Raw genomic sequence first — 15598 nt, forward strand, 5'->3', positions numbered from 1 at the left:
AATGGCAGAATTTGAATTTGCTGATCATAAGGACCTTCCACGGATTGTAGAAATTTATAATCAAGCGATTCCTGGTCGCTTAGCAACTGCAGATACCGAACCGATAACCGTTGCCAGTAGAGAAAAATGGTTTCAGGAATTTAATCATGATCATTACCCAATTTGGGTAATTAAAGTTAATCATCAAATCGTTGGTTGGATTTCGCTCGAAGCGTTTTATGGTAGACCAGCTTATGGTAAAACAGCAGAAATTTCAATTTACTTTGCTAATGATTATCACCACCATGGTTTAGGTCAACAAGCACTGCAGTTTGTTGAGGCTCAACTACCAAAGCTAAAAATTAATACAATTGTGGCATTTATCTTTTCTCATAATATTCCTAGTCAGGGATTGTTTAAGAAAAACGGTTTTGCAAAGTGGGCGCATTTGCCTGATGTAGCCGTGATGGATGATAAATTATATAGTGTCGATATTTTAGGAAAAAAATATTAATAAAAAAAGCTCGATGAATTTTAAAAAAATTCATCGAGCTTTTAATTTTGATTATTTTAATAAATATTTAGCATCAATATCAGGATCTTGAGAAGTTAAAATCTTAGGCCCATCATTAGTAATTACTAAAGTGTGTTCATATTGTGCTGAAAGGGAACCGTCAGCCGTAACGTAATAAGTCCAATCATCTTTAGCATCATAACGATCTTTAATTTTCCAAGTACCAAGTGTAACCATTGGTTCAATGGTAATCGTCATTCCGGGACGTAAGCGAAGCCCTTGACCTTTTTCACCATATGCAGGAACAGCAGGATCTTCATGAATTGAAGGTTGAATTCCGTGACCAATTAGTTCGCGGACATCACCCATACCATTTTCATCTTCAACATATTCTTGAATGGCAGCACCAATATCACCAATTCGATTACCAACTTGAGCTTGATCAATACCCTTGTAAAGGGCAGTTTTGGTAACTTTCATTAATTTTTTGGCTTCAGGACTTACATCACCAACGGCATAAGTCCAACACGAATCGCTTTCAAATCCATCTTTGTTGACACACATGTCAACTTTAACTAGATCACCGTTTTTGAGTTTTAAACCCTTACGGGGAATTCCATGAGCAACTTCGTCGTTGATAGAAATACAAGTTCCAAATTTGTAACCATCAAATCCCTTTTCAGAGGGAGTAGCTCCATGTTCGGTAATGTATTTGTCAGCAAATTCTTCAATTTTCCAAGTATCGAGACCTGGTTTGATAAGTTTACGTAATCCTTGGTGAACACCAGCTAAAACAGCGCCAGATTCAGCCATTTTTTTAATTTCACGATCTGATTTTAATGTAATCAAGTGAGTTTTCTCCTTTAATAGTGATTTATTTCTATATGTCTAATATACCACTAATTAAAGAAGAAACGATTACTAAAAGATTTGAGATTGTTCATTATAAATAATAGCAAAACCTCTAGGCCCAGCATGGAGCATTAAAGACGGACTAACATAACTGATTTCAGTGTTAATGTCTGGCCGAGCCTCTAAAATTTCAGCCGCAATTCTACGTACTTCACTGTCATCATCGACAAATGGCAAACCGACGTCTTTGACATTGGGATTAGTAATGATATCTGCGACAATTTGATTTTCAATCTTACGTTGTTGTTTTTTACCACGACACTTGTATTTGAATTGTAATTTATCGTTTTCTAATGTCAGTACGGGTTTCAATCTAATTACCGAAGAAATAAATCCGGTTGCTTTGCTAGCACGACCTCCCTTTACCAAATAGTCTAAATTATTAATGAATAAGTAGACTTTGTTATCAGAAATTAAATTTTTTAATTTTTGAATGATTGTTTCTAATTCTGCCCCAGTTTCTGCCAGTTGAGCAGCTTTTAAAACTAAAAAGGATGTTCCCCGAGCGGCCGATTCGCTATTGATTACTTTAATTTGATTAGGAAATTGTTGGGCGGCCACTGTGGCTGTACTACTAGTTCCACTTAAAACACTCGCAATGTGGATGGAAATGATTTGGGCATCTGGATCTTGATCAATAATGGATTGATAAGCTGCAACAAAATCTCCCATACTTGGTTGACTAGTAGTGGGAAACTCTTTTTTAGTTGCCAAAATATCAGAAAATTCTTTAGAACTAATATCGATTTGATCTTTATAAGTTTTCCCTTCGAACATAACTTGAAGAGAAACCATTTGAATTTTGTATTTTTTAATTTCTTCAGCATTTAATTGGGTAGTTGTGTCAGTTACAATATGAATCATTAGAATCTCCTTAGTTGCGCAAATGTAATTAGCTTAATTATATAAATTAGACTTCGTTAAAAGAGAAAATTGAGATAATCAATTTTACGAATGTGACTAAGTGGGGATTGGAAAACGTTTTGGAAGGTTACAGATTTAAATATCTGTAAAATAAAAAAGAAGCACTAGTCTTCTTTTTCACAGGATTATTATAAATTCAAAGCCTATTCATTGCTTATTTTTTCATATTTTCTAAAAACATTTATTATCATTGAAAATATAAAGAAAACTAATACAACAATATTTAAAACCATCATCAAATTACTGCTAGAAACAAAAGCCGCACTGAACCACAAAGTTAAGGCTGCCACGATCATTGATAAGAATTCCATAATAGAAATGAATGTTGACATCATTTTGCTGTTAACGTTATGTTGAAATTCAATGTTAATTTGTTATTGTGCTTCAGACTTTTTAGTCCTACCAACATCTGTTCCAAAGTAATTCGATCTTCCAATTTTATGATTTTTTTAGGAATTAAGATTTGAATTAATATAAATGCAATAATAAAACCTAATAACGACAAGAGATAGATGTTGATTCCGATGTAACTATAGATAGTTGCACCCACTCCACCACCAATTAAGCTACTGAATAACAGTGAGTAGTTATTTTTAACATTGAAATTTTTGATGCTTTCATGCTTTCTTTTGATTGTTTTAACAAAATATGTATCCAATGATCCAGTCATTCCCGCCGATGACATTCCATAAAAAAACCACGCTAAACTAATTAAAAGAAATGAACTTGTTGAAAAAATTAAAAAATAAGAGATGAAGATGAAAATTAACGATAATTGATACATGTTTTTTCTGAAATAATATCAGAGATTATTCCAGATGGAATTTCCATGATTAGTGCAGCAATCATGAAAATGCTTTGAATTAAAGAAATTTGACTGATTGAAAAACCTTTATCCAATAAAATTACAGATAATATGGCATGGGCAATACCCTAGAAAAGTTATACATGAAATTTCCAGTTAAAAAGCTTTTTATTTGTGTATTTAAAGAATCCATATGGATTTTCCTCCACCATATTAATCGTTATTTATTTGTTTTTTTGGAAATTTCATCTGAAATGAAGGTAGTTGCAATTCCTTTAATGAAATGCTGATGACGTTTCTTACTACAGAGATAGTCAACGTAGTGATTACCAGCAAAGAAAAAAATAACAACCACAATTAAGGTAGCTAATGTTGAAAATTCACCTAATTCAAGTTTTTCCATGACTTCATAGCTTGAAACAATCGCATGTAGAAAACCAGCATAGGAAACAAAGTACCAAGCAAATCCTTTATTATAAAAGCTATAAAAATTTTGCAAATCTTTTTTGTTAGAAGCCAGTCTAACTAACTGTTGATGGGTATTCTTTTTATAATAATGAAAGAGAAGGGGAGGAAAAAGCCAATAAACAAATGAAATGCTTTTTTTCTTTCCTTTGCTACCTTGATATTTAGCAAAAACCGTATTTGATTCCATTAATTCCATTTTCCCCTGATAAAGTGGAAAAATAAATAAAAGCCAATCAGCTACAAACGCACATAGTACAGTAAATTTTTCCACAACAAAAACTCCTTTATTTGTATGTTATGATAGAAGTTGACGAAGTTATTAAAATAAACACAAAAAGGTGATAATTGAGTGAGTAAAGTATTTAACAAAAAGGATTTTTTTGTCCTGATTGTCGGAATTTTAGCTGTCATTATTGGATTTTTCTATATTCAATTTGGAGTGGGCGTTGATGATAAACCTGAATCAGTTAATTCACAACAACCAATTATTTTTGTTTCTGATCAAAATCGAACTTCAAGTGCTGCACGACATTTAGTAACTACGACAAGCCGTTCTGGTGGATCAGTTGCTATGCATGTTGATGTTTATGATAATGGTAAGATTCAGTATCTTGCCAATAAGAAAGTGAAGGAAGCTAAGCAACCGATTATTGAGGTTAGTTACAGTAGTCGTTCTAATACAACAAAAGAACAGTCTGCTAAATTACAAGCAATTTTAGTTCATTTGAATAAAAAGTATGGATATAAAACATATGATGCAATTGGGTTCGGGTCAGGTGCATTGACGGTTTATGATAATGCAATCACATATGGAACAAAGAAAAATAAGATGAATTTAAGTCATTTTATTTCAATTGCGGGACCATATCAAGGGGTAATGGCTGATCATCCAAATGATCCGCATGCAACGCCAAATCAGATGACCAATGATCATCAGATACATTCCCATATCCAAGTTAATAATCAACAAATTACAAATAGTCGTTTCCCCAATTATTCTGATTTAAAGAAGAAATCAGGTAATTTGGACGAAAACACTAAGGTTCTTAATATATACGGAGTCTTAAGTCCAAGTGATAAATCAGATGGTCGTGTTAGTGAACAATCAGCAACTGCGATTAAAAAATTAGTTAAGTCTGATAATTACCAATCACTTCGCCTTACTGGGCCAGCCGCATTACATTCTAATATTTTAGATAATCAAATTGCTGAAAGACTAGTTAATCGTTTCTTATTCAGTGATTAAAAAAATTCCTCATCCATTTGGATGGGGAATTTTTGTTTATTACCAGATTTTTACTCGTTTTTCGGGAGCAAGATACATTTCATCTTGTTCAGTAACGTCAAAAGTTGTGTAAAAATCATCTAAGTTTTTAACTTGAACGGATGCTCTTAATGGTGCGGGAGCATGAACGTCAATTGAAAGTAATAGTTGTTGGTATTCGGGGGTAGCTTTCATCCGCCAAATTCTTGACCAATTAATGAAGAATGCTGCTAAATCAACATCATCTTCATTTTTAGCAGCTGCTTCGGCACAACTAAGACCACCGGCATCAGCAATGTTTTCAGAAACAGTTAGTTTTCCGTTAACCTTGCTGCCTGCAAATGGAATGCCATTAAATTCAGCAATCATTTGATCAGCTAATTTTTGGAAATGCTCATGATCAGCTTTGGTCCACCAGTTGTTAAGGTTTCCAAATTCATCAAAAAGTGATCCATTGTTATCAAAGGCATGAGAAATTTCATGGGCAATAACTGCTCCAACCCCACCATAGTTTTCACTTGAGCTTTGTTCCAAGCTATAAAATGGGGCTTGCAAAATAGCGGCAGGGAAGACAATTATATTTTTGAAAGGATGGTAATAAGCGTTAACTGTAGAAGCACTCATTTCCCAACGTTCTCTTTCAACAGGTTGATTCCACTTGGCAAAAGAATCTTGGGTAGCAATTTTGCCAAAGTTTCTAGCATTATTTAATAAGGATAATTTTTCATCAACGTGGAATTTACTGTAAAGAGGATCAACTTCGTCAGGGTAACCAACTTGAATTCCGAGACTTGTTAACTTTTTAACGGCCATTTGTTTTGTTTCAGGACTCAACCAATCGTTGTTTTCTAGTCTGTTTTTATAAACAGCAATCATATTTTCGACCATGTGATGAACATCTGCTTTGGCTTTTTCACCAAAGTATTTGTGTCCATAGTAATCACCAACAACTTGATCAAAAGTACCGGAAGCAAGGTAATAAGCAGCTTTAGTTGGGTTAGTAGCTTCTTTTTTACCAGACAAAGCACGACTGTAAATGCCACCAACTTGACGGAACTCTTCGCTAAGTAATGAACTGTAACCACTCACTGTTTTAACAATCATCCAAGCTTTCATCAAATCAAAGTTTTGTGGAGTTAATAATTCCTCTAAATGTTCAAAGTATTTAGGTTCAGTAACAATAACTGTATTAGGAACTTCGCCTACTAATTGATTAATTGCTGCTTTTAAGTTTAAAGCAGTCGTTGAACTAGCTAATTCATCAGTAGTTTGAGGATTGTACATCTTACTGTAATCGGCAGATTCTTCAGCTGACTTAACGTTTGGCACAATTAGCTTATCAAACGCTTTGGCTTTTTCAACGGTTTCAACTGCTTCAGCATGATTATAACCAATCATTTCTAATAATTTAACGTTCATATCAGTAAAAATTGGCATTAATTGTGCGTAAGCTGGGTTACCATCTTCATAGTATGTTTTATCAGGCATGAATAGAGAAGGACTTTCGGCAAATAAAGCATTAAGTTTTGCATTTTTCATATCAGGATCAATTCCTAGACTGAATGGAGTAGGTAATCCACTTAAAATCCAATCTGGGAGTTGATCATTAAGAGCTTGATAATTGGCAAGATTATTAATTCTATCGATAACTGGAAGTAATGGTGTGGCACCATCAGCATCACGACGTGCGTAATCTTCTGCCATTTTGTAAAACTTAGTATATTCTTTTAATTCGGGAGTTTTAGCTGGAAGTGAGCCATCAGCTAAAGCAGCGGAATCATGCATCAAGGTTTTGTCGATGCCGTCAACTAAATCCATAAAACCACCAACAGATGAGTGATCACCAGGAATGGTGGCTTGTTTAATCCAGACACCATTTACGGCATCATAGATGTTTTGCTTAATTTCATTTTTATCTACTGTAAACTTGTCTTTTGTCATATTTATCAAATCCCTTCAATGATTATTATTAATAGTAACAAAAAAACTACGTAAAAGTAACTTTAACGTAGTTTTTTCTAAATTTAATTTGGTTTTTAAATGATTAGAAGTAATGTCCGAAAATGATACCCACGAAATAGTGAATAAACATTGTTAAAATTCCGACGAAAACGTTCTGAATAATAGCAGTTTTAACGATTCCTTTTCCAAGAATTGCACTAAAGTAACCAGTTAAGGCAACTGCAATTACAACGGCAATAATGGTTCCTGTCCATTTAAATTCTGTGGGAAGTAGGGTCATTGCCAATAATGGAAGTGAACCACCAAGAGCGGCAGATACTAATGAAGAAAAAGCAGCTGACCAGGGGCTCATGTAATGACCAATTTGCATATCATATTTAACTGAGACCATAGTTTGAAGGGCGTTTTTACTTAATAAATCATCAGCAATTTCATCGGCAGTAGTTTCTGAAATTCCCCGTTCCATGTAGTAGTCTACAACGTCTTGACGTTCACCGGTAAAGTTAGTATCTAATAACGTTTCTTCTTCACGAACGGCAGATTCTTCTGTATCACGTTGAGAACTAACTGAGGCATATTCTCCTCCGGCCATTGAAAAGGCACAAGCAAGTAAGTCCGCAAGACCAGCAATGAAAATTGTATAGATGTCAGTAGTTGCTACTCCGACAGAGAATAGCACACCAACAACAGTTAAAATTCCGTCGTTAGAACCAAGGACCCCGGCTCGAAGGTTATTTAATCGTTCGTCCATTGTTAATTTATGATGCTTTTTAAATAGTTTCATGATTTATTCCTCCTAACCTGCTAAAATTCCAACCAATACCCCAACTGAGTATGTAACAGTCATGGTAACGATTCCTGAGATTACGTTTCGTAATACTGAATGTGTCTTGTTAGCTTTACTCAAAATTGCAGCTAAATAACCGGTAATTGCTAGAGCAATAATCACAGCAATAAAAGTCGTGGCAATATGCATGTTCTTAGGACCCACAAAGATTGAAATCAAAGGAAGTAATGATCCTAAAGGAAATGAAATCAAAGATGCCAAAGCAGCTGCATATGGACTAGTGAATTTACTTGGGTCAAATGAGTAACGTTCCCGTACAGCAGTGGTAAGTGCATTATTAGTCATCATTTCAGTAGTTGCTTTATGTGCTAATTCTTCAGCCATTCCAGTTGCCATGTATTTTTGTTGAACGAAATCAAATTCTTTTTGATAATTATCAGCTAAGGCTTGTTTCTCAGTAGCAACGGCTTTACGTTCGGAATCCTTTTGACTATTAACCGAAACATATTCACCCATGGTCATAGAAACACTACCGGCTAGCATTCCGGCTAAACCAGACACCAAGATGGCCCAATTACTGGTAGAGGCCCCAGCTACCCCTAAAACAATTCCAGCAATTGATAAAATCCCATCATTGGCACCCATCACACTAGCCCGTAAAACGTTAATTTTTTGGGCTAATGACATTTTTTTCTTTTTCATAATCGAAGCTCCCTATTTATAACTATTCTAATTTAGAATACTCTTTTATTTTACCTTAAAATTTAATTGTAGTAAATACTAAATTTGAGTTGGGTATTTAATTTTAAAAATTCTATTTAGAGATGGATATTTAACAATGTCTAATGTATGATCATTCATTTGTGCTAAATAGACATTTGAAATATTAGTGTGTTTAGCTTGTAACATTTCATTTAATTGTTCTTCCGTAATTCCTTCACGTTTTAAAGAATTTGGATTTAATTGTCCATCAGAAATAAGAGGGTAGCTGACAGAGTCATCATCGTAAGTGTTAACGGTAAGTTGTCCATTTTGTTCTAAAGTAGCATTTGGACATCTTTAATATCATTAACTCCATGAGTTCGAAGTTTGAATGTTAATTCACTGGCAGTTACACCATTTTTGAGAGCTCGACGCACGTTAATGATTCCATTTGAAATCAAAACTTGTGGGCTCCCGTTAATCAGCTTATTTAAAGTTGTATTCTGCGAGGTTAAAAATTTAATTGTAAAGACAATTACTGACCAAATTAACATAATGACAATGAATTGAAGGTTAGTAATTTGAGAATTGTAAATGGTTCCCCCAATAATTCCCCCAAAAATGTAGTTTTGAACCTGATCAATGGCATTAGAAGGGGCTAAGTTACCTTTTCCAGAGAGGTTTATTTGAAGCACAATCGTAATTAAACCAACGATAAACTTCAAGGCAATGTCCCAGTAATCCATTTCACCATTTGTTCCGCCAGCACTACCAAAACTAAAATCAGCAGATTTAACTTGATGGGGTTGATTAACTAAATTTGTTTTTGCTAATGAATAACTAGATTGATCACCATTGAAACTAACAGTATAGTATTTTTTCCCAATTTGTAAGGTCATGCCATCAGCAAGAGTAGTGCTACTTGAATAAATTTGATTAGTAGAAACATGATGGTCTTTGGCAACTTTTTTAATTAATTGGACAGTTTAACCAGTTTTACTATCAGAATTTTGTTGGTCAATTAAACGACCAGCTTGCATTGCGATGATTAATGCTCCAATCATCGAAACTAAAATAAATAAGGAACGAAAACGAGGATTATTTTGGTTTCGGTAGTAAAAAATTCCACTGATAATCATAACTAGGGCAATAAAAGCCGTTAGAATTGAATGAAAATAGGTGATTAAGTTAAAACTATGTTCAATGTATTGTAATGAATATAAATTCATAGTTCAGACTCCTTAATTAAAATATGTATTAAAAAACCTACGAAATTAATTCGTGGGAAATTTTTATTGGTTCGCAAGCTTTTCTTGGCATTCTTTACAAATCCCATGAATGGAAATGCTTGATACAGTTGGCTTGAAACCAACTGTGCGAGTTTTATCTTTCAAATTTTTTTCAATCTCTGCAAACTCAGGATCATCGATATCGATAATCTTATTACAGATATCACAGGCAGCGTGCAAATGAGGGTGATCGTAGAAATCGTAACGATAACCACTGTCAACACTAGGTAATTCAATAATTAAATTCAACTTTTTGAAGAGTCGTAAGTTATTGTAAACCGTTGCCATGCTTAAATTAGGAAAAGTTTTGTCTAACACGTTGAAAATAGTCTCAACAGTGGGATGATTGTCGTTTTCAATCAAATATTTTAAGATAATTTGTCTTTGCGGAGTAATGCGAACGTTATTTTCTTTCAACCGTTTCATCGCATTATCGTAATGTTTATTAGTCATACTTGCCTCATTTCTAAATTACTAATGTTGCATTAAAATTTTATTAAATGCGCTGAAATCAAGCCAAGTTTACTTCGACTGCCAAAATTTTTTGACAGAAGAAATTAGCTCATTTAAATTGTGCACTATGTTATTACTATACCATGATTTAGGAAAAAAGTCATGATACCGATTTTCAATAAAACGGTTATCCATCAACAGAATAATTCCCTTGTCACTTGTACCTCGGATTAAACGTCCGGCAGCCTGAAAAACATTATTTAGACCAGGTAATTGGTATGCATACTCGAAACCATGGCCATTTTTTTCATCAAAGTAATCACGAATTAAATTAGTTTCGTGATTTAAACCAGGTAAGCCAACACTTACAATTCCAACTCCAATTAATTTATCCCCAACCAGATCAATTCCTTCAGAAAAGATTCCACCTAAGAGTGCAAATCCAAGTACTGGTTTAGTATCTGGATGATCAAAAGCATGCAAAAAGTCGGCACGAGCATCATCGTTCATGGCTGATTCTTGTTTAACTAGGTTAATCTCGGGGTACTTTTGATGAAAAGCATCATAAATAGTCTGTAAATACTGATTAGAGGGGGCAAAAATAAGATAATTACCTCTTTTACCGTCAATTAGTCTTTTAATGGAAGCAACAATTTTTGGAATACTTTGATCTCTTTGGTTATAACGAGTATCGATATAAGAAGTTATTAATATTTCCCGATTTTTAGGATCAAAAGGTGAGTCAAGTTGATATTTAAGACTATCAACTTCATCTCCTAATACTGAACTGTAATAATCCATAGGAGAAAGGGTCGCAGAAAATAATACAGCACCGCCTCCTAAATTTAAAGTATCAGCTAAAAAGGTACTGGGATCCATACAAAACAAACGGACCGTCACACCAGCATCATTCAATAAGACGCGTAACCGATAATTAGGTCCAAAATATTCATTGATCTTAGTATAACTAATACATTGAAAAAAGTAGTCGAGTACGGTATCGCTAGTTTCGGATGGCTTGGCTTTCGCTAACCATTTTCGTAAAACTTTAGTTAGGTTAATAACTGCTTTCGTAAATTTTTCATTTTCTTCGAGGTACTCTGCTTGAGTTTGGTGTTCATCTTTTAAGGGTTTGGCAATTGCATTAAATGCACGGTTTAAACTACGTAATTTAGTTAAAATATTTTTATTTTTTTCTTTATCCTCACTAAAAATTTTGATTAGGTTTTTGATGGGTTCGGAGGTTAAATCAGTTGAATACATGTCTCGAGAACGATCAACTAGATTGTGAGCTTCGTCAATTAAGAAGAAATTATCAGGGTTTTCCACTTCAAAATAACGAGTTAGGTGAACACGGGGATCAAACAGATAATTATAATCGCCAATAATAATATCGCAAAATAGGCTAGCATCTAAAGAAAACTCAAAAGGGTCTAGGGTATGTTTGCGAGCATATTCTTCAATAATTGGACGAGTAATCTGATGTTCATGGGTTAACAAATCTTTTAAGGCAGGCTTAAGTCGATCATAATAACCTACCATAAAGGGATTTTGTTCAGGACGCAAATCCGCCTCTTCAGGGAATTTAATTTTATCTTTAGCAGTTAACGTAATGCTATGAAGTTGTAAGCCATTTTCACTCATCATGCTAATAGCTTCTTCGGCAACGCGTCTTGTTGACTGTTTTGCAGTAAGATAAAAGGCTCGTTCCGTTAGTTGTGAGCCCATCGCTTTGATAACCGGGAAGAGGGTAGAAATTGTTTTCCCAGTTCCCGTGGGAGCTTCAGCAAAAAGGTGCTTATGATATAAAACTGATTTATAAACTACAGCAGCTAATTCACGTTGTCCTTTGCGATAAGCACCAAAAGGAAATTTTACCTTTTGTGCTGACGTTACTTTTTCGGCTTGTAATTGATCTTGTAATCGAATCCATTCAGCATACTCATTAATTAACTTTTGGAAAAATTCAGTAGCATCTGCTTGAGTGATGGTTTGTTTGGTTTCTGTAATGATTTCATCAGGCGTCTGAACATAGGTTAGCTTTAGAGTAACTTCAATAATTTCTGGATTGGCCTTCATTAATAAATAAGCATAGGCCTTGGCTTGTCCCCAATACAAAGTTAATTTATTTTGAGGTAAATCTTTAAATTCAATATCTGAAGTTTTAATTTCTTCAATTTCAGCCGTTGTATCTTGTAAGATAACACCATCCGCACGACCATCAACCGTAAATTCGTGGCCATTAATTTGGGTATTATCAGCGAGATAATATTCAGCTTGATAGTTTTCGGTCCGATTTCGCTGTAATTTTTGGTGAATTCTGGTTCCTGCTTGAGCAGTATTAGTACTATTCATAGCGGAATTTAAGTCACCACTTCGTAAAATAAAGCCCACCAGATCACGAACACCAATTTTATTCATAAGTTTTCACCTTCTTTCTGTGCAAACAAAAAAAGTAACCATGTTACAGTTACTTTTATACTTCGGCCCAATGATTAAGTTGTTCAGAATGTTTACCAAGATATTGCATTGCTTCATGAACTAATTTATCGACATCGTTTTTGGTATTATCAGGAGCGGTGTGATAAAAGTCACTGACGAAACCTTGTGCGATGGCTTGGTATTTTTGTTTTCTTCCATAACCAGAATCATTAAAAAGTTGGTCAAGGCCAGTAATATCATTTTTGCCGGCTGCATAAATTTTTTGTGCTAAATCAGGTACGGGTCCCAAAATAGTCTTAGCATATGTAATTAGAAAATCATTCATATCAATTACAATTTTTTCTCTTGCTTCTTTTTCTATTTTTTTACCTGACATCTCTTTCACCTCACTTCTATTTTAGACCAGATTTTCCAGAATGGGAAATCATGTTACTAATGCCGACTACTTCTAAAATTATGATTACTTTTCACTTTAATTTCATGGCGTTTATAGTGTAAAACATCGCGATCAGATACAAAATGAAAATGTTGCATTTTACCGTGATAGTCTTTTCCAGCTAAACGCAAAGATAACCATTTTTCCATGATTTCAATAATACTTTGAGCGGCTTGAATGCGTTCAGGAACGTTTTCAGTTTTAGCAATGGGGAGAACATTTGTTTTAACTTGGTTAAGTAACTTAAAGTGATATTGGAGTAGTTCATTGGTCAATGGAGCTTGGCAATATTGGTTAAATAGTTTTTGAATTTTACGCATTGCATCTTTTGAATTAGTGGGTTGATAATAACGATTAGAATTTGGCATTGAAATTCCCTTTCTTTTTTGGACAAAAGCTAACTTAATTAAAAGAAAATAATGGTCTAGAATGTCTACTTGTAAGTAGGCTATGTGGTAAGATTAATGGTAAACATTAAGAACGATTAGGAGTAGTTTAAAATGAAAAATATTTTAGCAATCCATACAGGTGGTACCATCTCAATGTCACAGGACGAAAAAGGTGGCGTTGTTCAAAACGACGAAAATCCAATTGATAATAATGATATTTTAGGTCTTTCTGATATTAATGTCATTAATGATGAATTAATGAATTTACCATCTCCACACATGACGCCCGAAACAATGTTGCAAGTTACTAACCGAATTAAGCAAGCAATTGCGGATGGAATTGATGGAGTGGTTGTAACTCACGGAACCGATACCTTAGAAGAAACCGCTTATTTTTGGGATTTAACCCTACCAAATACGATTCCAGTAGTGGTTACTGGAGCAATGCGCTCATCTAACGAAATTGGTGCGGATGGAGTCTTTAACTTTAAATCTGCGATTCAAGTTACAGCTTCTGATGAAGCCAAAAATAAGGGTGTTTTAGTGGTTTTCAATACCGGAATTTACGCAGCACGCTTTGTTACCAAAACGCATACGACCAGTGTCGATACTTTTAAAGATCCAATTTATGGAGCTTTAGGAACCGTCGATCATGATCAAGTGATCTTTGCTCAACAACTAATCGGTAGTGAATATACTGCCATTAATCGAGTAGTAGACAACGTTTATTTGTTAAAGGCATATGCTGGTATGACTGAGTCGTTATTTGAAGCATTAGATAATGATCAAACCAAAGGAATCGTTATTGAAGCAATGGGGGCTGGTAATTTACCCGTTGTAACTTTACCTGCAATCAAAAAAATATTGGATCGTGGAATTCCAATTGTATTAGTTTCACGTTGTTTTAGTGGCTCTGCCCAACCAATTTACGCTTATCCAGGTGGGGGAATTGAGTTACAAAATCTTGGATTGTTATTTTGTACCCAGTTAAACGGACAAAAGGCGCGCATGAAATTAATTGTCGCTCTCAGTTGTGGGAAAAAAGGCAAAGATTTGAAAGATTATATGGCAAATGCTCTTTCTTAAAAAGGGAGGTTCAGCTTGGAATATTCACAAAAAATGCAGATTGTTAAAAATCTTCGTTACTCAATGGAAAATCAAACTTTAGTAAACGTTATTCAAACTGGATCATCCATTTTTTATACTGGAACTGTTTTTGGAGTTGATCGAAACGGGACGATTTTGAGCACTTTCACTGAGGACGGACTCAGTAATGGGTTTGTTTATTTAGATTATAATGACATTTTTGATGTTGATTTTTACAGTGAAGATTTAACAAAAATGGAAGAACGCATTAAAATGGCGCGTAACCTTCATTTGATTTCTGCTGAGCAACCAGACTTACAATTAAACGATAAAGGTGCTTTGTTAACACAAGTATTAGGTAGTTCTTTTGTGTATCAGCGTCCCATTTTGCTAATCAAAGAAGATGATACGATGATGGAAGGATTTGTCTCGTCACTTTCTGATAACGAAGTGGAGTTAACGACTTTTGATAAATTTGATAGTAGTGAAGTTAAGCATGCTAGAATGCCTCTTTACGACATTAAATTAATTGAGTTTTTAGGGCAAGAATTGAATTTATTGGAACACTCCAAAAAACTTTTGATGACTGGACACGTTGAATCACAGGATATTGGTGGTGATTTAGAGATTTTTGCTGCCCTACATCAGGCTTTAGAAAGTGGACGTCGAATTATTATGATTCCAAAAATCAATCCAGAGTTATTTTTCATTGGACAAGTTCGGGCAGTCAATGCTGATTCAGTTGTTTTTGCCGTGGTGGACATGAACGGGCAGTTTGGTGGTTATGAATTAATTCGTTTAAATGAGATTAGTAATCTTGAAATTAAAAGTGATTATTTACGTTTAATTAATCACTTTGTTTCTTTAAATATGGCACACGATACCTTTTTACAACCACTTTTAAATAATGAGCGGAGCTTTGATAGTACCGTTGATCAGTTTGTGGGAGTGATTAATCAAGCCGTTAAATTTAAACGTTTTTTGCGGATTAAATCAAATGAAGGTGAAACTTATTTTGGGGTACCCTTTAAATTTGAAAAAGGTACTGTTTCGGTAAGGTATCTGGATAAGGACAAACCAAATGAACCGCAATTGATTGAGTTATCAGTAAATGATATTGATGAACTAGCGTTTGATTATTTGGATGCTTTTCTGGCCAAAAAACGAATTATGGGAATGGATTAAG

The 15598-nt window shown here is 34.4% G+C and carries 15 protein-coding genes and 1 pseudogene; 4 read left to right on the forward strand and 12 right to left on the reverse strand.

Going from position 1 to position 15598, the window contains the following annotated elements; genetic code table 11:
• Window position 1: 1 nt before the first annotated feature.
• Window positions 2–493 carry a GNAT family N-acetyltransferase gene (locus FD36_RS01670; RefSeq protein WP_041817576.1) on the forward strand — a complete coding sequence of 164 codons (492 nt, stop codon included), beginning with the start codon at window positions 2–4 and terminating at the stop codon, window positions 491–493.
• 51 nt (window positions 494–544) lie between these two features.
• Here FD36_RS01670 and map read toward each other — a convergent pair whose 3' ends face one another.
• The 4 genes from map to FD36_RS01690 all read right to left on the reverse strand — a co-directional run bounded on the left by map (window position 545) and on the right by FD36_RS01690 (window position 3873).
• Window positions 545–1342 carry a type I methionyl aminopeptidase gene (gene map / locus FD36_RS01675; RefSeq protein WP_014081605.1) on the reverse strand — a complete coding sequence of 266 codons (798 nt, stop codon included), beginning with the start codon at window positions 1340–1342 and terminating at the stop codon, window positions 545–547.
• Between the two features lie 72 nt (window positions 1343–1414).
• Window positions 1415–2269 (reverse strand): DegV family protein, encoded by an 855-nt coding sequence (locus FD36_RS01680; protein WP_225361986.1) that lies wholly within the window; start codon window positions 2267–2269, stop codon window positions 1415–1417.
• A 391-nt stretch (window positions 2270–2660) separates the two neighbouring features.
• Window positions 2661–3014, reverse strand: coding sequence for a hypothetical protein (locus tag FD36_RS01685; protein WP_146038349.1), 354 nt, complete (start codon window positions 3012–3014; stop codon window positions 2661–2663).
• A gap of 340 nt (window positions 3015–3354) precedes the next feature.
• A complete protein-coding gene (locus tag FD36_RS01690; RefSeq protein WP_056957683.1) occupies window positions 3355–3873 on the reverse strand; it encodes a hypothetical protein in 519 nt (172 codons plus the stop codon).
• A gap of 78 nt (window positions 3874–3951) precedes the next feature.
• Here FD36_RS01690 and FD36_RS01695 point away from each other — a divergent pair, with 78 nt between their 5' ends.
• Complete coding sequence (locus FD36_RS01695; RefSeq protein WP_225361987.1) at window positions 3952–4848, forward strand: alpha/beta hydrolase; 897 nt, start codon at window positions 3952–3954, stop codon at window positions 4846–4848.
• A 39-nt stretch (window positions 4849–4887) separates the two neighbouring features.
• On the opposite strand, the gene FD36_RS01700 is transcribed toward FD36_RS01695, so the two are convergent.
• From FD36_RS01700 to FD36_RS01740, 8 genes and pseudogenes are all read right to left on the reverse strand, one after another.
• Window positions 4888–6807: a M13 family metallopeptidase gene (locus tag FD36_RS01700; protein ID WP_056957684.1), complete on the reverse strand. Its 1920-nt coding sequence runs from the start codon at window positions 6805–6807 to the stop codon at window positions 4888–4890.
• 103 nt (window positions 6808–6910) lie between these two features.
• Window positions 6911–7612 (reverse strand): VIT1/CCC1 transporter family protein, encoded by a 702-nt coding sequence (locus FD36_RS01705; RefSeq protein ID WP_056957685.1) that lies wholly within the window; start codon window positions 7610–7612, stop codon window positions 6911–6913.
• Between the two features lie 12 nt (window positions 7613–7624).
• Window positions 7625–8317, reverse strand: coding sequence for a VIT1/CCC1 transporter family protein (locus FD36_RS01710; RefSeq protein WP_056957686.1), 693 nt, complete (start codon window positions 8315–8317; stop codon window positions 7625–7627).
• A gap of 78 nt (window positions 8318–8395) precedes the next feature.
• A pseudogene (locus FD36_RS06870) lies at window positions 8396–9546 on the reverse strand (DUF3290 family protein).
• A 63-nt stretch (window positions 9547–9609) separates the two neighbouring features.
• Entirely contained in the window at window positions 9610–10059 is a 450-nt protein-coding gene (locus FD36_RS01725; protein WP_014081618.1) for a Fur family transcriptional regulator, read from the reverse strand.
• 69 nt (window positions 10060–10128) lie between these two features.
• Window positions 10129–12480: an ATP-dependent DNA helicase gene (locus tag FD36_RS01730; RefSeq protein WP_056957688.1), complete on the reverse strand. Its 2352-nt coding sequence runs from the start codon at window positions 12478–12480 to the stop codon at window positions 10129–10131.
• Between the two features lie 55 nt (window positions 12481–12535).
• The gene (locus FD36_RS01735) at window positions 12536–12877 is read right to left on the reverse strand and encodes a hypothetical protein (protein ID WP_014081620.1); all 342 of its coding nucleotides are present in this window, start codon (window positions 12875–12877) and stop codon (window positions 12536–12538) included.
• A 56-nt stretch (window positions 12878–12933) separates the two neighbouring features.
• A complete protein-coding gene (locus FD36_RS01740; protein ID WP_056957689.1) occupies window positions 12934–13305 on the reverse strand; it encodes a hypothetical protein in 372 nt (123 codons plus the stop codon).
• Window positions 13306–13437: 132 nt separating this feature from the next.
• Between FD36_RS01740 and FD36_RS01745 the strand changes: the two genes are divergently transcribed.
• Both FD36_RS01745 and FD36_RS01750 read left to right on the forward strand, forming a co-directional pair.
• Window positions 13438–14412 carry an asparaginase gene (locus FD36_RS01745; RefSeq protein ID WP_056957690.1) on the forward strand — a complete coding sequence of 325 codons (975 nt, stop codon included), beginning with the start codon at window positions 13438–13440 and terminating at the stop codon, window positions 14410–14412.
• A gap of 15 nt (window positions 14413–14427) precedes the next feature.
• A complete protein-coding gene (locus FD36_RS01750; RefSeq protein ID WP_056957691.1) occupies window positions 14428–15597 on the forward strand; it encodes a hypothetical protein in 1170 nt (389 codons plus the stop codon).
• The last annotated feature ends 1 nt before the right edge of the window (window position 15598 follow it).

This window comes from Fructilactobacillus sanfranciscensis DSM 20451 (genome assembly GCF_001436035.1).
GTDB classification, from domain to species: Bacteria; Bacillota; Bacilli; order Lactobacillales; family Lactobacillaceae; genus Fructilactobacillus; species Fructilactobacillus sanfranciscensis.